This is a genomic window from Variimorphobacter saccharofermentans (assembly GCF_014174405.1).
Taxonomy (GTDB): domain Bacteria; phylum Bacillota; class Clostridia; order Lachnospirales; family Lachnospiraceae; genus Mobilitalea; species Mobilitalea saccharofermentans.
In genome coordinates this window covers 1084982-1108902 of sequence record NZ_JACEGA010000001.1, presented here as the reverse complement: position 1 = coordinate 1108902, position 23921 = coordinate 1084982, and the positions used below count along the sequence as shown (strand labels likewise).

Genomic DNA, 23921 nt, shown 5'->3' with positions numbered 1-23921 from the left:
ATAATGAATGAAAAAAATTTTGGAAGGCGGTTATCCGATGAAAGTTGATAGGCTTGTTAGTATTATTATGATACTCCTTGATAAAAAGCGTATAGGTGCACAGGAATTAGCCGATATGTTCGAAGTATCACCCCGCACCATCTATCGCGACATTGACGCTATCAACATGGCTGGTATTCCTGTTCGCAGTACATCGGGAGTAGGCGGCGGCTTTGAAATCATGCCGGAATATAAGCTTGATAAAAATGTCTTTTCGAATTCTGATCTTACTGCTATCTTCATGGGACTTTCCAGTCTATCCAATATGATACGAGGTAATGAACTGGTCAATGCACTAGCGAAAGTCAGGAGTTTTATTCCCGCTAACAGAGCGAAAGACATTGAATTCAAAACTAATCAAATACATATAGATTTAAGTCCGTGGATGGGCAACAAGAACATACAGCCATATCTGGAAATTATCAAAACAGCTATACAGGAAAACAAGCTCCTTTCCTTTGAATATATAGACCGCTATGGAAATAAAACCGAACGAACAGCCGAGCCATATCAGCTTGTATTGAAAAGTAGTCATTGGTATTGGCAAGGGTATTGCCGAAAAAGAAATGATTTTCGCTTATTTAAACTATCCCGTACATCAAACCTACATATGCAAGAGGAAATTTTTATACCACGAGGTTATGAAAAACCACAGTTAGACATTACTGATATCATGACAACTATACAAACATATATCAAAATTCGTATTCATAAATCTGTTATGGACAGGGTTCTTGATTATTGCACTTATGAATACTTTTTGCCAGACGGGGATGAGCATTACATAGTTAGTTTTCCTTTTATAGAGAACGATTACTACTACAATATTCTGTTCGGTTTTGGGGATAAATGTGAGTGTTTAGAGCCGTTACATATCCGCAAAGAGATGAAGCGTAGAACACATGATATCGCTGCAATATACGAAAGCTAATGTAGACTAACAGACAGCAGGTAATAGCTAATATATGTTGTTGCCTGCTTAATTTATTTGAAATGAATCCAATATATAGATATAATAAGCATATATACTTTTTTCGATTTTTTATGTAATAGTCGTATCTCATTAATCAAGCAAAATACTATGATGGAGGAAAAAATGATACTAATTACCCCTAATTTTAATTTCAATGGTCGTTGTGAGGAAGCAATTAATCTGTACCAAAAAGCCTTTAATGCCAAATTGAACTGTTTATTAAGATATTCGGATGCGGATAAAAGAGATTGGGATAAAGAATTGGATGCAGAAAAGGCAAAGTTGATTTATCATGCGGAGCTTATGATCGATAATCAGCGAATCATGATGTGTGATAATATGGATGTTGATTTAGTAAAAAGCACTTCCTTGTCTCTCACAGTTACTTTTGATACAAGTGATGAGGTAAAAAAAGCATATAAGATCTTAAAGGATGGTAGCACTACTATTTATCCAATACATAGTACCACCTACAGTTCCTGTGAAGTTGTATTTATTGATAAATTTGGTTTCCGTTGGGGATTAATGACTGAGCAAACAGAGCGATAAACAATCCGAATTTTCATTGCGTTAGCCAAGAAATCAGATTATCATCTCGATAAGGAATCAATATTTATATACTTACGTAATAGACGATACTTACAAATAAACGGAGGAAGAAAATATGATGCACAATATAACATCCATTCTATGTGCAATAATTACCTTTGGAATGGCTTTATTACAGCTCTCACTCACACTCGGAGCACCATTTGGGGAATATGCGCTTGGTGGACAACACAGGGTATTACCAAAGAAAATGCGTTCAATTAGCAGTGCATATACTTTGATTTTTACTTTTATTGGTCTTTCCTATTTACAAAGAGGAAATGTAATATCAATCGGTTTAAATCCTAATGTTTTAAATGTAATCATTATATTAAATACGTTATTTCTCGCATATGCGATTATCGGAAATGGTTTTCTTACAAAAAGTAAAAAAGAAAAGTATGTAATGACTCCCATATCAATCATACAGTTTATACTTAGTGTTATAACATTCTTTTAGTACATAATCAGGGCTGGAAAATTCTCTAAAGAAAATCATTATTACTTCTTGACTCTTCCTTTGGGGAAGCCATTATACTGAGCTCATTAAAAGAAATCAGAAGAGAGGTCGAGCATATGAACAATCTAATCAAAATCAAAGATGTGTCAAGTAAGTACAGCATTACAGCCCGTACACTACGTTATTACGAGGATATGGGGCTGATCAGCAGCACCCGAAGTGATGACTATGCATACCGAATGTATGATGAGAATGCGGTTCGGCGGCTTGAGCAAATACTTATTTTACGTAAACTGAACATAAGCATTAAGGACATTCAGCGTATTTTTAGTACCTCCAGTTCCAACATAGTACTGGAGGTGTTGGAAAAGAAGGTTCAAAACATAGACGATGAGGTTGCTCTCCTGCATGAATTGAAAGGTATTGTTCTTGACTTTATTCATGAAATAGAGCGTATAGACTTTGCAAATAACTCCGACATAAAACAACTGTATGACAAAGCTAAGGAAATAGAAACGCAGTTGATAAGCGTTGACTATATCGGCAAGCCCTCCAATATAAACCGCATGCTTGAAATTACAGAAAAACTAGATAAGAAAATTCCTGATATTATGGTAGTCAGGATACCAGGCTTCAAAGCAGTAACCACCGGAATTCAGTCTTGGGATGATATGTTCAAGGAAGGCGGTTATATGAACCAATTGTGGCAGAAATGTCATTTATATAAGAACATCATCTTTGATTGCTTTGATTTTCTACTGTACAGGGATGAAAATGCGGAATGGATATGTGCTGTCAATGATGATGTTACCGATGCCGATGTTAGTCCTTTAAAATTAATTGATTTTCCGGGAGGCCTATTTGCAATGGCGGTAAGTATTGACGAAGATGATGAGAGCATACAAAAGGTAGAGGAAAAGGTTCGTCGATGGATTGAGAATACCAATTTTGAATTTGACATAAGCAATAATGTTATGTTTAATATGCCATATTTATATGAAGATGGAAGGGATATAGCTTATAAAGACATAGAAAAGGGACTTGGCTATAAGCAAATGCAAAGATATTTTCCTATCAAGCTAAAAGATGATTATAAATAATGTACGGGGAGGCACCTATGCAGGTCGGAGATAAAATAGAATTTGGTAGTTACGAATGGCGAGTGCTTGATATTCAAAACAATACTGCTTTAATTATAACCGAATACATCATTGAACAAGGTCGTTACCATGACGCGTATAAAGATATCACCTGGGCTGACTGCTCCTTAAGAAAATATCTAAACGGTGAATTCTATGACAAATTCACTACAGCTGATAAATCTAGGATCGTACCGGTGACAAATAAGAATCCCGATAATCACTGGTATGGTACAAAAGGCGGGGAAGATACCAGGGACTGCATATTTTTATTAAGTCTTGAGGAAGTTACGTGCAAATACTTCGGTGATAGTAGTTCAAAGCTCTATAATCCGAAAAAGAAACAAAGATATTGGTTTGAACGAAAGGATGAGAATAACAGTAAACGGATCGCCAGACTAGAGGGTGTCGAATGGAGTACCTGGTGGTGGATTCGAACACCCGGCCGAGTCGGTGTTAAAGCTGTGTACATACATGGTGACGGTAATATTGGTATTCAGGGCAACAATATACTAAAAGGTAACATCAGTGATGGCAAGTGTTTAGGTGGTATCCGTCCCGCTTTGTGGCTGAAGCTGTAATTTGTAAAAATTGGATTTTTAGTATATTTATTTTAACATCTATGATATTATGAAACAATAACTACGAATGTATGTTATCGTTATGATTGTTATGATATTTCAGGAGATAATATTATGGAAAATCTGTTATTGCTCTATTATTTTATTGCATTGGCTCTCGGCATATTTTGCCTGGGCTGTTACTTTACGATACATAGACAAAATAAAAACGAGATAATTAAAACCTTTCTTATTTGTTATGGTTTGTTTTGCTTATTCATTTTGGCCACCACAATACTAGCCTTTCTGGTTCGAATGACAACACACTCTAACAATACCTTGATTTTAATTATTACTGCAGCTCAGTTTTTCGGAATCTTTACTTCCATGCTGATCCTCACTTTCTTAATATGTAAAATACATCTCGTTCCTTTTACAGGGAAGGCGCGTAAAATACTATTACTTTTCACGATCATCATTTGGTGTTTCTGTATTCTAAGAGACTCGGGTGTTCACAGAGCGTATCTATCACCCTATCTAGGCCTGGTTGATGACGAGCTGTTTTTTATTGTGGTCGCCATTTTTAATATATTTATTTATTGTCGCTATCGAAAAAACATTGAAAACCTTAAGCTGTATAAGATTCTGAGAACGACCTTTTTTATTATACTGTTATCTGTTCCAGGCTTTATTATTGATGAGTTCCTTTCCTCAAGAGGCTTTCGGCTATTGATATTTACTCCCCTCTTCTTTATACTGATTAGTATTTTTTCTTTGTATTCCTTCTTCAATTACCACGAAGCGATGCAAAGCGAACGATATGATATCACCGATGAGCTCAGAGCTCGAATTGGTATTACCGAACGTGAGCTAGAGGTAGCAAAGCTACTCCTTAAGGGATACAGCTATCAGAAGATTGCGGATGAATTGATTATCTCCATCTCCACCGTAAGGGCTCATGTTACCAGTATTTATAAGAAAGCAGGCATCAACTCCAGATATGAGCTATACAATATAATTAACAAAACCGATCTATAGCTTTATAATTAATAACCCCATTAATCACCGTATAAGGAATTCTTTCCAAGAGATTGTTGTAAGATGTTCTGGCAAGTTATAATCCCTGCCAGCCTATCTAGCAACAGTCTTATTTTTGTATTAATTTATACTATTTATCATATCTGTATGAAAATACTACTTCACTTTTTCAAAAATAATATGAAAATCCAATACAAATCTTCTGGTTTTTATCATATTCTAGCTTTCATCAAGCCACTCTGGCTTGACAAATCATCCCTAATAAAAGTGAACTGGAGGAATGTATGAAAAATCTAATTAGTTTAAAGGATGTAAGTAAATCAATTAAAGTCGGTACCGATGCTCTACCAATACTAAAAAATATTCACTTTGATGTCTTCAAAGGTGATTTAGTTGGTATCTTCGGTAAATCCGGCAGTGGTAAAAGTACACTTATGAATATGATAACCGGAATCGACAGACCTAGCGAAGGAGAAATCTGGGTCAAAGGTCAATCCATTCATCTATTAAATGAATCTGAAATGGCCTTATACAGAGGTAACAACGTCGGGATCGTTTTTCAATTCTTTCAGCTACTTCCCATGCTAACCGTCCTGGAAAATGTCATTATGCCCATGGATTTGTGTAAGAAGTATGCCAAGGCTGAGAGGAAGGATCGGGCAATGGATTTGCTGAAAAAGCTGCAAATCGAAAGTCATGCTCATAAGTATCCCACTACTATTTCCGGTGGTGAACAACAGCGTACAGCAATCGCCAGAGCCTTAGCGAACAATCCGGATATTATTGTAGCAGACGAACCCACAGGAAATCTTGACTCGGTTACCTCTTCCGTCATTTTCGATATATTTAAGCAGCAAGCAGAAGAAGGAAAGACCGTAATTATTGTTACTCACGATAACAGCCTGAAGAGCGAGTTTTCCACTTGCTTTCACATGTCTGACGGCAGACTTATATCATAATAAGGAGGGACGATAGCATGGATACCAGATTGAGAAAGGTACTAAGGGATCTGCTCAGAAACAAATCAAAATCAATATTAATCATCTTAACCATGTTTGTTGGAATGCTTTCCGTGGGTGTTGTAGTCATGATCAATACCATCTTCGTACCCGATGTTTATAAGGTGTACCGACAAGCTATTCCAAAGGATGCATCCATTAAATGTAGTAGTGGATTTGATAATTCTTTACTGAAGGAAATAGCAAAGATTGATGGAGTTAAGGCAGCAACAGGAACCAATCGAATTACAGTACGACTTATACTGGATGATGGAACTTTGAATGCGGATTTCATTGCCTTCGATGGCACCAATCGCATTCATAAGTTAAAAAAAGGGGATGATTCGGACGTATTACCTGAATTAAAGGCGAATGAGGTGTTCATTGATAGGGCCGCAATGAAGGATATTAAAAAAGTGCCCGGAGATATGATTAACGTTCAATACAAAGGACAGAACTATGACTTTCTTATCAAAGACACTGTGTATGACGCTACAACGGAGCCTTATATGCTGGAAGGGGATGTTATTTCCTTTGTCAATCAGGATACCTTCGAAACATTGACCGGTGATGGACGTTTTAAGGAAATTAATCTTATAGTAGAAGGAGATAACAGTAATAAGGAATATAACTTGACCGTTGCAAGGCGAGTTGCAGATTTCATGGAAGCGAATGGGCTTGAGATAGAGGAAATTGATGTTCCTAATCCACAGGATTTCTATGCCAGCGAGATTCTGGAAGCAGTCACGATTATCCTGGTTCTCTTAGGAAGCATATCCGTATTGCTTGGAGTTGCTCTTATCATTAATAATATTAATAATATTATGCTACAACAAACCAAATACATCGGAATAATGAAAGCCATCGGCGGACAAACCAATCAGCTTGTGTTTATGTACACATCCTTTATTCTTATTCTTGGGTTAATTGCTTTGCTACTCTCCCTACCTGTATCCGCTTTCGTTGGGTACCAGGTATCGAAGCTGCTTGCTTATATGTTCAATATGAGCTTATCCGGCTTTCGAATTCCGCCACAGCTCTTATTATCGCTCATCGCTAGTGCCATATTCATTCCCCTGATAGCTTCGATTATACCGATTATGAAAAGCTCCAAACAGTCAATTTACCATGCACTTTATAATCAAGGGATAAGCTCTTCAGAGATGCCGGGAATTATTCGGCACAAGCGGCTACAACAGTTTAACCATATACCCTCTCTCATACGGATTTCTTTACGTAATAACCTACGTAATCGGGTTCGGGTTGCTTTGACCATAGCAACCTTGGCACTCTCCGGATCCATCATGCTTACTGTCATGAATCTTGATTTTGGCTTTAAAAATGGTGTGGAAGAACTCAAAGAATATTACATTATTGACGGAGCAATTATATTAAATTCTTATGAAAATGCTCAACAAATAGAGGAAATCGTTAAAAACGTAGAGGGAGTAAAATATGTTGAAGGCTGCTCTTTTACCGTAGGCAGGTTCCTTGAGAGTAATGGAAAAAGCTCGAAAAAGGTTAAACTGATGGGTCCAAAGCCCGACTCAAAGATATTTAACTGGACGGTTGTGAATGAAAAATTGATCGACGGAAGACAGATCAAAGCAGACGATGCCAATGCAGTGGTGATTACCAATCATTTAATCAAATACTATCCGCACTTAACCGTCGGTGATGTAATCACTCTAAAGATCAACAATAATGACTGTGACTTCCATGTAGTTGGTATCATGAATATGGCCGGTCAGCCTACAGATCCGATTCTTTTGGTGAATTATAGCTACCTGAACAGCTTATTGCAAGGTGAGGATCAAGTAACAGAAATCTGCATCTCGACTAACGAGCAAACTGAAGCATACCAGCAAGAAGTGATTACTAAAATCGAGGAGATATTAAGCCAGGAAGGCATTACTATAATGGAAACAATGCCCGGTGCCGATTTGCTGGAAAATTTCCAGACTCCTATTACTATAATCGTTGCACTCCTCATGTTCCTGGCAATTATGCTTTCCATCGTCGGAACCATCGGACAATCCGGTACACTTAATTTAAATGTGCTGGAACGAGCGAAGGAATTCGGCATCATGCGCTCCGTTGGAGCCACTAACCGCCAGCTAAATATGACAATTGTTATGGAGGGCTTAATTCTGGGTATCGTTGCATGGATATTTGCTGTGATACTCTCCCAACCACTAACCTTGATTGCGAATTCGTTGCTTGGGAATCTGCTCTTCACTACCCCTATGAAATATAGAATAAGTATCCTTGGTCTCCTATTATGGTTATTTCTATCCATCCTCTCTTCCTGCATCGCAAGTATTATGCCTTGCCGAAAGATGAATCGGATGATAACTCGTGAAATACTTGCCTTTGAATAGAGACTGTCTGGAATGCTATTTTATATAATCCTATGAATTTCTTATTATAAAATAGACATGATAACCCGTCACTTTAATAATATAAGTAACCTTAGCCATAATTTCTCATGTATTTTTTTGTATATATAAAAGGAGATGTTTCATAATGTATCAGCAGGGATAATTACTTACCATAATGCACTGTCGGAAGAACATATTGCTGTTTATTATATGGCCTCAAGCGAACTTCTATGTTCGATTGTGACATATAAAATCAGTAATATGCCCTTTCGTCTGTGTGTGAGGTAAGTAATTGTCCTCGCGAATGTATTATGAAACATCCCCTTTCATATTATCTTATTTCACTATTATCGTTGTTTTTACGATCTTTGTTTTTCCACTATATAACTTGATGGTTGTGGTTATAACTGCTTTTCCTTCTCCAACAGCTGTGATATGTCCATATTTATTGACCTTGACCACCTTGCTATTACTGGAGGAATATTTCACAGTCAGTCCTCCCACTGCTGTCTGAGAGGTTGCATCCTTTAGTGATTTCACCACTTCCAGCGTATAGGGAAGCTTAATTACGATATCCGCGGAATTTTTCTTCTTATTCTTTACGAATAGTGTTGCTTTCGTCGGACTTACCTTTATCTGATTTCTTAAGCTTACTATGTCCTTTGGTTCCTCAAGAAATACAACATAGTCAGAACAATGTACGATATCGATTGTGATATAACCCTTCTCATCAATCACATAATCGGAGCTAAATGGCAATGTTTCTAGTTTACCTGTCTCTTGATTGATATGATACAGATAAATCTTCTTACCAACTGTAAAGCCCTCTTGGTCTCCTACATAGATACGTACACTGGCAGACGCAGGAAGCCTTCCCTCATGAGCAAATCGGAATACGACATAGTTATCCTTATCTGAACCAAGCACTTCATCTAATTCCGGATCATCGTTTCCATTACTTCGCTTGATTTCAAGATTAATCTCTGCCAGTTCATCTACATTCTTCATCTGCTTCGTATCAAAGGTCCATGAATAGGGATAAGGTTCTTCTTTATCTTCAACAGTAATCGATATCTTTTTACCAGTTTCTATTGCTTTCTGTATTGCCTCTGTAGGCAATACCAATTTAGTAGTCTCTTCTGTTCCTTCTTTCTTATCCTTCGAAATAACAACATTCATTATATTATTAACATCCGCATCCTGTTCCTCTTCTGTAGATGCCAATGATGAGTTATCCTGTTGCTTATTTTCATTGGAAGTGTTACCTGAACCATTATTAGTACCATTACCTGTATCCGAATTTGATCCAGATGAGCTTTCATTCCGATCGATACGCACGATGCAATCTGCTGAATACTGTCCATCAACGGTCGTTACTGTAATGGTAACTGTTCCTGTCCTATGAAGTGTTACGATGCCATCTTCAACAGAGGCAACAAGTGGATTGCTTGAATTCCATATCACGCCTGGATTCGTTGCATTATCGGGGTAAACACTAGCTACTAAGGTAACCTTGGATCCATTGAACGGTAGGGAAACGTTCTCTTGATTCAATGAAACACCCGTAACCCTAATGATGGTTCCCGGTATTGTATAGGCAGACGATACAGTGGAGATGTCATTATAGCTTACGACAATTCTTACCTCCTGATCTTCTTCCTTTTGCATCAGAGGATCAAAAGAAACAGTAATCGTCCTCATAGCCTCATCCCACCTGAAATTATTAAGGGCAAGCATCTCTTCCGCTGAACGATCTACACTGATAAATGCCTGAATCGACTCCATATCCGGTGCCAATACCGGAACCTTATCAAGAATAATATCGATTGTACCATTTCTCACTGTAATACTGCTGATATTCGCGATCTGAGAATACTCTATCACTGTAACCTCACAATAGTCTTCATATCCGCCATCCACTGTTCTCGCGATGACAATCGCGGATCCTGTGGTTACTGGAAGAACCATACCATTGTCAACCGATACCACTTCATCATTACTGGAAGTCCAGGATACCTCTTTATTGCCTGCATCCACGGGAACTACTGTGGCATTCAACTTAATAGCAGAACCGCTCACCGACATAAGGAGCGTCTTTCTATCCAGGGTTACTCCACTGGGCCTTATCTGATCCACGATGAATGCGTCCGCATTCACAACCGGATTCCCACGATAGCTAGCGGATACTACTACACTTTGATCAAAGGATTTCTTGATAACTGGATTGTAGCGGAAGGATATGATCTTACTCTCTTCCCACCAGTTGAAATCAGTCAGTGTAATTCTTCTGGACGCTTCCCCATCTACACTGATAAAGGCTTCAAAATCCGCGTCTACTACTGTCTGTGTAGGAACCCGATCAAGTACTACTTGAATCTCTCCATTGGTAGCACTTACACTATTAATCTTTGCCAAAGAGTACTCTCTCGTAAGCGTCGCTGTCTTCGAACGGAATGCTGATTCCGTTGGCTGATAGGATACCGTAAATGCATAATCCGTATTTACATCAAGCCCTAAGAATATATTCGAGCTCTGCCATGAACCATCGTTGATACAATACTGAAGTTCACCCATAGCTTCGTCAACATGAACTGTCGCAGTCGCCAAACCTACTGTCTCATCGTAAGTAAATACAATTCTACTGATATCCGGCGCGTCTGATCTATCCGGTATCGTAATTGCAATGGCATCACTTTCCAAAGTAGCACCATCCACTGCTTTTTGCCGAATGTACACTGTCTGTCCAATATAATCTATGATGGACATATGATTAGTGATTGTCGTTCCATCAAAGAGTTGTGTCGTATTCATTTCATAAGCATCATCGAAGCTGATCGTCTCATTGTGAAAATCAAATATAACCACGGAAGCTTCCGGAGCCAATGGTCTTGTATAGATCACTGCCGAGTTTGGATCTGAAGCAAATTCCGTCTCTGTCTCTTTCGTCATAACGTAAAAGGTATAGGCTTGTCCAGGCAGTAAATCCGAGAATACATTACTCTCCTGCCAATCCCCTCCCTCTATTTTGTACCTTGCATTTGTTATCTCAGTTAATACGATTTCGGTTGTTCCTATGTAAGATGCCGTAGGTAACGGTGGTAGTGGTGCCACTGCCTTCGTTATAATCAGACGTGCATCCTGGGTGGCTGATAGGTACCGATCGCTTTCTTCTATACTTGCTCTCACATAATAAGTGCCGGGATAAATCGGGGTAATCGCATTCTCATAATTTTCTCTATCCTCTTCCGTCGTATAATAAGCATATTGAATCTCTTCTCCCGATTCCAGATCCGGTGTAATTACCGGAGCAAGACCATACCCAATACCGCTTCCAGTATAACTGGTTGTATAATCAGTCATACTGATGGTTCGTGCTGCCTTCTTTAATACATACTGATAGCAATTTTTAGATTCACTTGCGTCGATGTATGTTCCTGTTCTTCCATCTAAGGTAAATACATCAAAGCCACTGCCTAGTGTAATTTTATTTATATTAGATAATGCTGTATTGCCGGAAGCATTCGTAATTATGATATCCTCTGCCTGAGGAGTAAATTCTATCTGCAGCGTAAGCCCTGCATTGCTCTGAATCTGAGCATTCTTATTCAGTACCAGCAATCCGGGATAACCGGCGGAGCCGGTGTTCCTAGCCGAAAATACAATCGTGCCCTGTCCCGACAGCTTTCCTCCTTCAAGAGCCAGATATCTGTCACCAATTGTTAATGTGCCATTAATTGTCAGAGAAAGGTTTTTAAGCACCGAGGCTGTACTCGGATATTGCATACTGTTATCTAATGTAAGCGAATATATATTTGCTCCACCATCAATCACACATTCTACTGTCGGAAACTCACAATCTTCTGTTAACTGAACATTACCAAAGAGAGTGATGGTTCCGTTAGTTTTAACCGCATCACATGCCAAAGTCCAAGAATTATAGAATACTTCCTCCGTGTCATTTGTAACCTTCAGATTAAACGGTGTTACTACGATATCCGATGAATTAATATCAGCCTTAGCTGTATATTGATAGGTAACATTTTCAATATCAAAGATGTCTATCGTATGAGCTCCGTTATTCAACCAAAAATAAAGCTTACCATTTCCGTCCGTCATTACTCCGGATACATCCGGACCATCATCAATATGATAATTTATTAGGGATGAGGATATTTTGGATGGAACATTTAATGACAGTACCGTTTGATATACCGGACTAGTACCATCATTAGTTGGCGTACCGCTCACAGATGCATTCACTGAACCCGCACTGATAATAACGCTACCTCCTGATCCATTATACCCATCTCCAATTCCATAATAATTCAAAGTTTCATATGTAGGAGAGTAATAGGTTCCACCCTTAGCCGTTACAGTTCCACCATTAATAATGATATTTCCACCCCTGCCGTTTTTTCCTCCTCCAATACCAACGCCTTTGTCATATCCACCTGTAGCATTTACGATACCACCATTAATCGTGATACTGGTACCATTGCCATTTTCTCCTCCGCCTATTCCGGTTGAACCATTGCTGCCGATTGCAGTTACCTTACAATTATCACCAATGGTTATCCGGGGACTATCTACATCACTTGCACTGCCTATACCAGCGCCTCCCATCGCACCGGTAGCTTTTACATCACTGTTCCCATAGATGCTTATACTTCCCGTACTATCTCCACCTATCCCAGTACCAATTCCCGGTCCTTGAGAACCACCTTCAGCAACGACTAATCCACCGCTAATCATGATGGTGCCGCAAGTAAGTTTAGTACTACTATTCAGTATACCACCGCTACCGATACCGGCAGAATACGTCCCTCCTTTAGCAGTAACCGTTCCTCCACTAATCGTTGTATTACCACCACTTGCACGATATCCTCCACCAATACCGGCACTATAAGGGCCTCCTATTGCAGTAACCGTTCCTCCGGTAATCGTAATACTACCACCGTTACCACCATTAGAGCTTTCGCCTACCATTGATACTCCGCCGCCACCAATACCGGCTGAACAGCCACCACCGGTGGCCTGGATAATACCACCTTCGATTCTTATGGTTCCGGCATTTCCAATTCTTCCACCACCAATACCGGCTCCTGACGGACCACCCTTTGCCGTTATTGTACCCCCTTTAATAATAATGGTACCTCCGGTATCATATCCTTGAGTACCACCAATACCAGCACCGTAATTTCCACCTGTCGCTGTTAAGGATGCATCTCCGCTTTCTTCCGTTATAACTAATGTTCCATAATCATGTACATAGATTCCTGCTCCCCATGAGCCGCCCTTAAGATTATTAGAATTCATCAAGGTCAGATTAAGCTTCGATCCGGATCCGATAATAATGGCTCCATCCCTAGTAGCTGATCGATCAATATTAACATTACTCAAGGTGATATTAACTGCGTTAAGACCATCATTGATTATAATATTATTCTGAGTAACCGTACCGTTACCTTCTATGATATAATTCCCATTACTTGAAATAGTGACACTGCCTTCATTAATATTGTATGTTATATCTGCTGCATTTACAGTATTCTTATCCATCACACCAAGAATTATCACAGCAAGAACAATCAGACTTAAGCCGAAAAGTTTTCTCATTTGCTTACTCATTCGCTTCCTCCTTTCGTAATAATCCCATCATATCATTTTTCTATCTATTAAAACTATATCATAGCAAACCCTGTTTTGTCACTGTACTTAAGTACAGTCACAAGCACAGTTTTTTCTCGTTGGATCAAAAAAATAAAGGGATTGTTGCATTAAGTATCAACAATCCCTTTATTTGAATTATTTCACTACTATCGTTGTTTTAACTATCTTCGTTTTACCGCTATATAACTTGATGGTTGTTGTTATTACTGCTTTTCCCTCTCCAACAGCTGTGATATGTCCCTTTTTATTGACCTTGACCACCTTGCTATTACTGGAGGAATATTTCACAGTCACTCCTCCCACTGCTGTCTGGGATGTTTCATCCTTTAGTGATTTCACCACTTCCAGCGTATAGGGAAGCTTAATTACGATATCCGTATAGTTTTTCTTCTTATTCTTTACGGATAGTGTTGCTTTCGTCGGGCTTACCTTTATCTGATTTCTTAAGCTTACCGTGTCCTTGGGTTTCTTAAGAAAGGCAATATAATCAGAGCAATGTACGATATTTATGGTGATATAACCCTTCTCATCAATCACATAATCCGAGCTAAATGGCAGTGTTTCTAGTTTACCTGTTGCTTCATTGATATGATACAGATAAATCTTCTTACCTGCCGTAAAGCCCTGATGATCTCCAACATAGATACGTACACTGGCGGTTGCAGGGAGCTGGCCTTTATGAGCAAATCGGAATACGACGAAATTATCCCATTCTGAACCTAGTATTTTGTCCAATTCCGGTGCATCGTAACCATTGCTCCGCTTGATTTCTAGATTCACCTCAGCTAACTCAGCCACATTCTTCATCTGCTTTGTATCAAAAGTCCATGAATAAGGATGAGCTTCGTCTTTATCTTCGACTGTAATGGATATCTTTTTGCCTGTGTCTATTGCTTTCAGTATTGCTTCTGCAGGTAACACCAATTTGGGAGCTTCTTCCGTTCCTTCTTTCTTATCATTCGAAATAACAACATTAATTATGTTATTAGCATCAGTACCAGCTTCCCCTTCCGAGGATACAGGTGATGAAGCATCTTGTTGTTTCTCATTATCTGTGTCCGTATTTGATCCAGACGGATCATCATTCCGATATATCCGTACAATACAGCCTGCCGAATACTGTCCATCAACGGTCGTTACCGTAATGGTAACTGTGCCTGCACTATGAGGTGTTACGATACCATCTTCAACAGAGGCTATACGAGGATTGCTTGATTGCCATATCACACTCGGGTTCGTTGCATAATCGGGATAAACACTGGCTACTAAGGTAACTCCGGATCCATTGACAGGTAGGGAAATGGACTCTTGATTCAGTGATACACCGGTTACCTTAATATATGTTCCCGGTATTACATAGGCAGACGATACATTGGAGATAACATTATAGCTTACGGTGATTCTTACCTCCTGATCTTCCTCCTTTGGCATCAAAGGATCAAAATGAATAGTAATCGACCTCTTAGCCTCATCCCACTGTAGATTATTTAGATCAAGTCTCTCTTCCACTGAATTATCTACACTTATAAATGCTTTAATCGTATCCATATCCGGTGTCAATACCGGAACTTTATCAAGGATAATATCAATTGTTCCGTTACTCACTGTAATGTTACTGATATTCGCAATCTGTGAATCCTCCACTACAGTGACCTCACAAGAATCTTCATAACCCCCATCAACTGTTCTCACGATAATAATCGCTGATCCTGTGGCTACCGGAATAACCATACCATTGTCAACCGATACCACTTCATCATTACTGGAAGTCCAGGATACCTCTTTATTCCCTGCATCCGCTGGAACCACTGTGGCATTCAGCTTAATAGCTGAACCGCTCACCGACATAAGGAGTGTCTTTCTATCTAGGGTTACTCCACTGGGCCTTATCTGATCCAGTATAAAAGCATCTGCATGGACGGCGGGCTTCCCATGATAGCTAACAGAAATCACTACATTTTGATCGAAGGATTTCTTAATAATTGGTTTAAAGTAGAAGGCTATGGTCCTGCTCTCCTCATGCCAGCTAAAGTCGGTCAAGTTAATCTTTCTTGGTGCTTCCCCATTTACACTAATTAAGGCCTCAAAATCACCTTCTACTACGGCTTGTGTAGGAATTCGATCCAGTACTATTTGAATCTCTCCATTGGTAGCATTTACACTATTGATCTTAGCTACAGAATACGCTTTAGAAAGCGTCGCTATCTTCGAGCGAAATGCTGAATCGGTTGGCAGATAGTATGCGGAAAAGGAATAATTCGTATTTACATCCAACCCTGAGAATATATTCGAGCTCTGCCAGGTGCCATCATTGATGCAATACTGAAGCTCACCCATAGCTCCTGATACATGGACTGTCGCAGTTGCCAAACCTTCTGCCTTATCGTAGGTGAACTCAATTCCACTTATTACCGGAGCGGCTGGTCTATCCGGTATCACAATTGCAATTGCATCACTTTCCAGGGTTGCGCCATCCACTGCCTTTTGTCGAATATACACAGTCTGTCCAATATAATCTGTGATGGACATATGATTGGTAATTGTCGTTCCGTCAAAGAGCTGTGTCGTATTCATTTCATAGGCAGCATCAAAGCTGATTGTTTCATTGTGAAAATCAATTCCGGCCACGGAAGCTTCCGGAGCCAAAGGCCTTGTATAGATCACTGCCGAGCTTGGATCGGAAGCAAATGCCGTCTCTGTTTCTACTGTCATAACGTAAAAGGTATATGCTTGTCCATGCAGTAAATCCGAGAATACATTACTATCCTGCCAATCCCCTCCATCTATTTTGTACCTTGCATTTGTAATCTCAGTTAATACAATTTCATTAGTTCCAACGGAAGAAGCCGTAGGAAGCGGTGGTAATGGTGCCGCTGCCTTCGTTATAGTCATACATGCATCCTGGTAAGCCGATAGGCAGCGATCACTTTCTTCTGTACTTGCTCTCACATAATAAGTGCCGGGATAAACCGGGGTAATTGCATTCTCAGACTTTGCTCTGTCCTCTTCTGTCACATAATAGGTGTAGCAAATTTCTTCTCCCAATCCTAAATACGGTGTGATGACAGGCATAAGACCATATCCTATACCGCTGCCTGTGTAGCTGGTTGTATAATCAGTCATACTAATGGTACGTACTGCCTTTTTTAGTACATACTGATAGCAGTTTTTCGTTAAGCCCTCATCACTATATGTTCCAGCTCTTCCTTCTAAGGTAAATACATCAAAACCACTACCAAGCGTAATTCGATCTATATTCGCTAATACCGAATTGCTGGAAGCATTCGTAATTATGATATCCTCTGCCTGCGGAGCAAATTCTATCTGCAGCTTAAGCTCTGCATTATTCTGAATCTGAGCATATTTATTAAGTACCAGCAATCCAGGGTAGCCGGTGGAGCCTGTGTTCTTAGTTAAAAAAACAATTGTGCCCTGTCCCGACAGCTTTCCTCCTTCTAATGCCAGATAACTGTCACCAACTGTTAATGTACCATTGATTGTCAACGAAAGATTTTGCAGAACCGCGGCTGTACTCGGATATTGCATATTGCTATCTAAAGTAAGAGAATAATTATTTGCTCCTCCATCAATCACACACGCTACTGTTGGAAACTCACTATCTTCCGTAACATGAACATTACTAAGAAGTGCGATGGTTCCGTTAGCTTTAACAGCATTACATGCCAAAGTCCAGGAATTACAGAATACTTCCTCCGTGGCATTTTTAACCTTAAGATTAAACGGTGTTGCTTCTATATTCGACGAATTAATGTCTACCTTAGAAGAATATTGATAGGTAACATAATCAATATCAAAGACATCTATCGTATGAGCTCCATTATTCAACCAAAAATATAGCTTACCATCTCCGTCCGTCATTACTCCTGATATATCCGGACCATCGTCAATATGATATTTTATTTTTTTTGAGGATATTTTGGATGGTATATTTAATGGCAGAACCGCTTGATATACCGGATTCGTACCATCACTTGTAGGGGTAACGTTAATGGATGCATTCACGGAACCTGCACTAATCATCACACTTCCTCCGGAGCCATTATTCCCATCTCCGATTCCATATTGTCCTCTACCTTTAGCAGTTACAGTTCCACCATTAATAATGATACTTCCACCGCTACCGTTTTTCCCTCCTCCGATGCCAACGCCTGTATCATTACATGTTGCATTTACAACGCCACCATTAATGATTATGCTGGTATTACTGCCATTATATCCTCCACCTATTCCGGCTGCTAAACTACCTTCTGCCGTAACCTTACAATTATCACTAATGGTTATCTGAGGTCCGTTTACACCATATGCGCCGCCTATACCGGCACCTCCGGTTCCACCGATAGCTTTTACATCACTGTCCCCACTAATGCTTATACTTCCCGTACTACTTCCGCCTATCCCCGTACCGATTCCAGCTCCATAACTACTACTTTCTGCAACGATTACTCCCCCGCTAATCTCAATAGTACCGCAATCGGGATTAATATGGGGGTAATAGCTACTATTAGCTACCCCTCCGCCGCCAATACCGGCTGCCTGATATCCTCCTTTCGCAGTTACCTTTCCTCCAGTGATCGTAATAATACCGCCACTGGCACGAAATCCTCCTCCGATACCGGCACTAAAAAAGCCACCATTTGCAGTAACCGTTCCTCCGGAAATCGTAATATTACCTCCGTTACCACCATTAGCATTTTCATTTTCATCCTGAACTCCACCACCACCGATTCCGGCCGAACAGTCTCCGCCTGTTGCATTGATAGTGCCACCTTCGATGCTAATGGTTCCTGCATTCGTACGCTTTGCGCCTCCAATCCCTGCACCTGGCGAACCACCTTTTGCCGTTATTTTGCCCCCTTTAATAATAATTGTGCCCCCAGTATAGCCTTGCTCTTTACCACCGATTCCGGCTGCTTCCAGTGAACCTATTGCTTCTAATGAAGCATCTCCGCTTTCTTCTGTAATTACTAATGTGGAATTATTAGCTACATAAATTCCCGCCCCCCTTTGGCCTCCCTTTAGAGTATTAGAATTCTTCAAGGTCAGATAAAGCTTCGAACCTGTATCGATAGCCAGGGCGCTTCTATTCGTGCCTGATCGATCAATATTAACATCGCTTAATGTAATATTTACATTAGTAAGACCGGATGTGATTACAATTCTATTCTGTGTAGCCGTGCCGTCACCTTTAATGATGTAATTACCATTATTATAAATATAAACTTCGCGTTCATTAATATTATAAGTTGTTATATCAGCTGCATTTACAGTATTCTTATCCGTCAACCCTGAAATCACCACTGCAAGAGCAATCAGAAATAATACGGAAAGTTTTCTAATTTGCTTATTCATAAGCTTCCTCCTAACGTAACGATACAACCTTGTTAATAATCCCCTGTACTTATACTTACTGTAACATACAACTCAATCCTTTGTCACTGTCCTTAAGTACAGTCACTTGTACAATTTTAGAAACTATCCTTCTACAAAACAGAAGTTATATTGTATAATCATATCTAGAAGTGCATCGAGATGTTCGTCTATATCACACGAGAAGCACGAACTATAAGCAGTTATCAAATTAATCTTTAAGAAGGGAAATTATATGAGAACTGAGAAGGAAATGTTTGATTTGATATTAGGTGTAGCGGAAAAGGATCCTCGGATACGGGCGGTATATATGAATGGTTCCCGTACAAATCCCAATGCACCAAAGGATCTCTATCAGGATTATGATATTGTCTATGTGGTTAAGGATTTCGAGACCTTTACTGCTGATAACAGCTGGATCGATGTATTTGGTGACAGGCTGATACTGCAAATGCCCGAAGCAATGCGTTATCCCAGTGGTAAGGGATATTTCAATTGGATGATGTTGTTTACCGATGGAAATCGTCTTGACTTAACGCTTATTCCCATCCAAAAGCCAGAGCTTATTGATAATGATAGTCTGACAATAGTCTTACTCGATAAGGACGGAATTCTGCCGTCATTTCCTTCTGCATCGGATAAGGACTACCACGTAAAGCCGCCCTCGCAGCTTTTCTATTTATCCTGCTGTAATAATTTCTGGTGGTGCTTACAGAATGTTGCAAAAGGCATTGCTCGTAAGGAAATGCCTTACGCGATGCTAATGTATCATAATGTGGTACGTGAGGATTTGCACGATATGATTTCGTGGTACATTGGTATTCATAATAAATTCAGTGTCTCTGCCGGTAAAATGGGTAAATACTTCAAAAGATATCTGCCGTCAGATATTTACGAACAGTACTTACTAACCTATTCCGACAGCAATGAAAATAATATGTGGGAAGCGATACTAAAGGCCTGTGACCTTTTCAGCAGGCTTGCTATTGAGGTGGCTGAACATTTCCGTTATGAGTATAATCAACAGGATGAAGATAATATGAGAATATATATCCACAAGGTGAAAAATAATTTGTGGGAATATCCACATTAAAGCTAATTTTCTTAAGGTACCTGTAATATTCCTTGAGTTACTATGAAACAGCAGGAATGCCAACGTGACAGGCTTTCCTGCTGTTATATTATGCTGCTTTTATTATGGCTTTAATAATATTCTCCTAATTATTCGGCCTTGCTTATCCTAATCAGCCTCCATCAGTGTAAGCTGCTCCCACTCCTCGTAAGCCTGCTCCAGCTCCTTTTCTACCAGCTCCTTCTTCTCAAAGATTTCCCTAAGCTGCTCCGCATCAGAGTTATAGGAATTCATCTCTTCCTCAAGGCTTTTCATCTGCAGCTCCATTTTTTCAATTTTTCCTTCAATCTCCGCAAGCTTTTTCCTATAATTAACTTTTACGATGGGCTGCTCCTTAGCCTTATTGCTAATCTGCTTATTATTGATCTGTCTATTGTTGATCTTCGTATTTCCCTTCTTCTCATTCTCCTGATTTTCAGCAGTTCCTTTCCGCAAAATTTCCTTTTGATGCTCTTCCTGATAATACGTATAATCACCGGGATAGGCTTTTATTGTTTTATCTTCAATCTCCATTATCTTATCTGCGATTTTATTGATAAAATAGCGATCATGGGATACAAATAGTATGGTACCCTCAAATTCTGACAGGGTATCCTCCAAGACCTCTCTTGAGGTTATATCCAAGTGGTTGGTCGGTTCATCCAGTATCATAAAGTTCACTCTCTGAAAGGTGAGAGAACATAATCTCAATCTGCTTTTCTCCCCGCCGGACAAATGCTTAATTTTCTTATGCACATCCTCTTGAAAGAATAGCACCTTAGCCAATTGGGATCTGGCCTCCCCGGTTGTAATATCATGAGCTCTGGAAAAGTGTTCTAATAAGGTTAAATCCTCATCCTCGAAAATTACATGCTGTGGTAAATACCCAATCTTTAACTGCGAGCCATACTTTATTACGCCCTGATCCGGCTCCAGCTCCCCAAGTATCATCTTAAGAAGCGTTGACTTTCCGCTTCCGTTTTTACCGAGAATACAGGCATGATCCTGATAGAAAATGCTGATATCCACACACTCCAATAGCGGCTTCTCATCAAAGGCTTTACTTAGGTTCTGTATTTCAAGAACAATTTTCCCGGTTCGGTTGATGTCATTCTGATTTAGCCGCATTTTTCTTTTCTCTAGGATTGGTCTGTCTAATACCTCTATTTTTTCAAGACGTTTTTCCAATTCTTTGGCACGTTTGAACATCTTTTCACTATCCCTCATCTGCCCCCAGATTCGGTAGCGCTTAATCTGTTCCTCCATCTGTGCAATCTTTTTCTGCTGATTCTGATAGTTCTTGAATTCTAATAAGAATCTTCTCTCCTTTTCCAGCACATAGTAACTATAATTACCATGGTATACACTGATGTGATCAAACTCTAGTTCATATATCATATTTGCAATACTATCCAGAAAATAACGGTCATGGGATATAATAAATACCGCTCCCTGATATTCCTTCAAAAAGCCCTCCAACCATTCAATGGAGCTCAGATCCAAATGATTGGTCGGCTCATCCAATAGCATGATATCTGGCTCCTCCAACAGGATTTTTGCAAGAATGACTCTTGTTTTTTCACCTCCGCTTAAAAGGTGAAAGCTCATATTCTTCATAGTATCGTTAATCTGAAGACCCTCGGTAATCCGATTAATCTTAGTATCGATTTCATAACCTCCGGATAATTCATATTGCTCCGTCAGCTTTCCGTAACTATCGATCGCTTTCTCCAGCGCGGAATCCTTCAGCACTTGAAATTGCTCCTCCAAATACTTCATTTTTCTTCTAATCTGATCAATATCATCAAATGCAGATTGCAGAACCTCCAGCGTCGTTATACCTTCCTCATATTCAGGAATTTGATCCAGATAACCTAATCTGGCCCCCTTTCGAAGATAGATATTCCCTCCCTGGTACTCTTCTACTCCCATAATAATTTTCATGATCGTAGTCTTACCGCAACCGTTCTGTCCGATTAAAGCTACTCGGTCTCCGGATTTTACCTCGAAGGAGATGTTTTGAAATATTTTATTCGCTCCATAGTATTTCGTTAAATTTTGTACACTTAATTCTATCATTATATTCTACCTCTCTTTATTTTTAAGTAAATTTATGCATAAAAAAACCCAAGGCATATAAGCCTTGGGATACATTCATCATATAATTATCATTAAGATTATATTCTAATATGAATTCACCAATTCACCTATATGGACCTTATCAAAGCTATTAAATTTGGACGCACTTATCCCCTTAACTGAAAATAGTGCGATCATAATAGCCTCAAATTTAACCCATCTAAGTGTATTGTTCATGTTATTACCTAAGTTCCTTTCGTCATCCCATGTATAGCCATAAGGAGATACACAGATAGAAATTAATTGATTAATTAATGTAAATATATATATTTCGGTATTTACCTTTCTATATCATAATCGATAAGATCATTATCGTCAACCAGAATTTTTATATGCAGGTCTCGCTGAGAAGAAATTATTTTTCATAAATGTGCAAAAGTTGTATACTTAATGAATACATGATCTGCTCAATATTAAGGGGCTGTTGCAAAATGGTTTATTAGGAATTATGACTTACCATAATCCCTGTTTATATATTTTGCAACAGCCTCTTTTCATAATGAACTTTATGTAACCACATATCGGTGTATGTTGTCAATAAAAATAGTGTATGTTATAATAGGCACTGAATTCAGAGCTTGATGAATTATGCCATAGCATTGTTAATTTATGCTACCAGAAGGTTGGGAGGATTTATTTTGGATAACAGCTTAAGTTTTAGTGGGGAAGATGCTGCTAACTACTTAAAAGTATTTTTGCAAAAACTAGTAGATTTAGGAGTGGATATTAATAATAGAGAAGACTACAAAAAAGGTGTCTTTGAATTATTTCATGTAGAATTAGTCAATATGCCCGACTTAGACAGTAATGATTATATTCTGGCATCCAATCATGTAAGCGATTTTGACGCTGTCATTCTAGGTCTATTACATGACAGGATACGAATACTATCTAAGAAAGAATGGGTAGATAACGAAAAGCTTATGTCCTTTGTCTCAAAATATTATGAATTAATCGGAGTAAATAGAAACTCCTCCGGTGATATGACAAAGGCTTTAATAGATTTGACGAAATACTTAAAAAATGCAGCTTCTCCAAAGCATGTACTGATATTTCCGCAAGGCACAATATCCGATATCAATAGGAACAGCATCGATCGAATATATCATGGTATATTCAGCTTGTCATATTTAACACAGAAACCAATATTGCCAATCTATTTGGAGCAACCATCAATGACAGATCGTACACGTGTTGTATTTGGTAAAGCATTCGTTATTAACGATAAAGAGGACCATCGTCATGAATGGCTGGAGGCGTTAAAGCATATGCAGAATACATTGGATCCACTACCAAGAACCCCAATATTATCATATAAACATCAAAATAATAATAAATTAGGTGATCCATTTTTCTAGAATCACTGATACACATATTATAGGAGGATAAATAAAATGAAGCAGAAACGTTTACTTAAGCTCCATGCGATTCTGTAAC

General features: G+C 39.1%; 13 protein-coding genes. 10 read left to right on the top strand and 3 right to left on the bottom strand.

The genetic code is table 11. From position 1 onward, the window contains the following. The first annotated feature begins 37 nt into the window (after nt 1-37). The 8 genes from H0486_RS04895 to H0486_RS04860 all read left to right on the top strand — a co-directional run bounded on the left by H0486_RS04895 (nt 38) and on the right by H0486_RS04860 (nt 8176). The gene (locus H0486_RS04895) at nt 38-970 is read left to right on the top strand and encodes a helix-turn-helix transcriptional regulator (RefSeq protein ID WP_228351926.1); all 933 of its coding nucleotides are present in this window, start codon (nt 38-40) and stop codon (nt 968-970) included. A 165-nt stretch (nt 971-1135) separates the two neighbouring features. Then, nucleotides 1136-1561, top strand: a complete 426-nt coding sequence (locus H0486_RS04890) for a VOC family protein (RefSeq protein ID WP_228351925.1) — start codon at nt 1136-1138, stop codon at nt 1559-1561. A gap of 115 nt (nt 1562-1676) precedes the next feature. Further along, nucleotides 1677-2060: a hypothetical protein gene (locus H0486_RS04885; protein ID WP_228351924.1), complete on the top strand. Its 384-nt coding sequence runs from the start codon at nt 1677-1679 to the stop codon at nt 2058-2060. A 116-nt stretch (nt 2061-2176) separates the two neighbouring features. Continuing rightward, on the top strand, nt 2177-3160 hold the full coding sequence (locus tag H0486_RS04880; RefSeq protein ID WP_228351923.1) for a MerR family transcriptional regulator: 984 nt from the start codon (nt 2177-2179) through the stop codon (nt 3158-3160). A 17-nt stretch (nt 3161-3177) separates the two neighbouring features. Beyond that, entirely contained in the window at nt 3178-3780 is a 603-nt protein-coding gene (locus H0486_RS04875) for a DUF6273 domain-containing protein (protein ID WP_228351922.1), read from the top strand. A 114-nt stretch (nt 3781-3894) separates the two neighbouring features. Beyond that, nucleotides 3895-4797: a helix-turn-helix transcriptional regulator gene (locus H0486_RS04870; RefSeq protein ID WP_228351921.1), complete on the top strand. Its 903-nt coding sequence runs from the start codon at nt 3895-3897 to the stop codon at nt 4795-4797. Nucleotides 4798-5081: 284 nt separating this feature from the next. Further along, nucleotides 5082-5756 (top strand): ABC transporter ATP-binding protein, encoded by a 675-nt coding sequence (locus H0486_RS04865; protein ID WP_228351920.1) that lies wholly within the window; start codon nt 5082-5084, stop codon nt 5754-5756. 17 nt (nt 5757-5773) lie between these two features. Continuing rightward, complete coding sequence (locus tag H0486_RS04860) at nt 5774-8176, top strand: ABC transporter permease (protein ID WP_228351919.1); 2403 nt, start codon at nt 5774-5776, stop codon at nt 8174-8176. A gap of 336 nt (nt 8177-8512) precedes the next feature. On the opposite strand, the gene H0486_RS18295 is transcribed toward H0486_RS04860, so the two are convergent. Then, nucleotides 8513-13804: an Ig-like domain-containing protein gene (locus H0486_RS18295; protein ID WP_267023333.1), complete on the bottom strand. Its 5292-nt coding sequence runs from the start codon at nt 13802-13804 to the stop codon at nt 8513-8515. Nucleotides 13805-13981: 177 nt separating this feature from the next. After that, a complete protein-coding gene (locus tag H0486_RS04840) occupies nt 13982-19216 on the bottom strand; it encodes an Ig-like domain-containing protein (RefSeq protein WP_228351918.1) in 5235 nt (1744 codons plus the stop codon). 253 nt (nt 19217-19469) lie between these two features. Here H0486_RS04840 and H0486_RS04835 point away from each other — a divergent pair, with 253 nt between their 5' ends. Beyond that, nucleotides 19470-20327: an aminoglycoside 6-adenylyltransferase gene (locus H0486_RS04835; protein WP_228351917.1), complete on the top strand. Its 858-nt coding sequence runs from the start codon at nt 19470-19472 to the stop codon at nt 20325-20327. A gap of 147 nt (nt 20328-20474) precedes the next feature. On the opposite strand, the gene abc-f is transcribed toward H0486_RS04835, so the two are convergent. Continuing rightward, nucleotides 20475-22424 (bottom strand): ribosomal protection-like ABC-F family protein, encoded by a 1950-nt coding sequence (gene abc-f / locus H0486_RS04830; protein ID WP_228351916.1) that lies wholly within the window; start codon nt 22422-22424, stop codon nt 20475-20477. A 698-nt stretch (nt 22425-23122) separates the two neighbouring features. Here abc-f and H0486_RS04825 point away from each other — a divergent pair. Then, nucleotides 23123-23842: a lysophospholipid acyltransferase family protein gene (locus tag H0486_RS04825; RefSeq protein WP_228351915.1), complete on the top strand. Its 720-nt coding sequence runs from the start codon at nt 23123-23125 to the stop codon at nt 23840-23842. Nucleotides 23843-23921 lie beyond the last annotated feature (79 nt).

Bases quoted from the DNA above. Each gene is read 5' to 3' on its own strand.
- H0486_RS04885 (WP_228351924.1), top strand. From the start codon at position 1,677: ATGATGCACAATATAACATCCATTCTATGTGCAATAATTACCTTTGGA.
- H0486_RS04875 (WP_228351922.1), top strand. From the start codon at position 3,178: ATGCAGGTCGGAGATAAAATAGAATTTGGTAGTTACGAATGGCGAGTG.
- abc-f (WP_228351916.1), bottom strand. From the start codon at position 22,424: ATGATAGAATTAAGTGTACAAAATTTAACGAAATACTATGGAGCGAAT.
- H0486_RS04880 (WP_228351923.1), top strand. From the start codon at position 2,177: ATGAACAATCTAATCAAAATCAAAGATGTGTCAAGTAAGTACAGCATT.
- H0486_RS18295 (WP_267023333.1), bottom strand. From the start codon at position 13,804: ATGAGTAAGCAAATGAGAAAACTTTTCGGCTTAAGTCTGATTGTTCTT.
- H0486_RS04895 (WP_228351926.1), top strand. From the start codon at position 38: ATGAAAGTTGATAGGCTTGTTAGTATTATTATGATACTCCTTGATAAA.
- H0486_RS04840 (WP_228351918.1), bottom strand. From the start codon at position 19,216: ATGAATAAGCAAATTAGAAAACTTTCCGTATTATTTCTGATTGCTCTT.
- H0486_RS04865 (WP_228351920.1), top strand. From the start codon at position 5,082: ATGAAAAATCTAATTAGTTTAAAGGATGTAAGTAAATCAATTAAAGTC.
- H0486_RS04870 (WP_228351921.1), top strand. From the start codon at position 3,895: ATGGAAAATCTGTTATTGCTCTATTATTTTATTGCATTGGCTCTCGGC.
- H0486_RS04835 (WP_228351917.1), top strand. From the start codon at position 19,470: ATGAGAACTGAGAAGGAAATGTTTGATTTGATATTAGGTGTAGCGGAA.
- H0486_RS04890 (WP_228351925.1), top strand. From the start codon at position 1,136: ATGATACTAATTACCCCTAATTTTAATTTCAATGGTCGTTGTGAGGAA.
- H0486_RS04860 (WP_228351919.1), top strand. From the start codon at position 5,774: ATGGATACCAGATTGAGAAAGGTACTAAGGGATCTGCTCAGAAACAAA.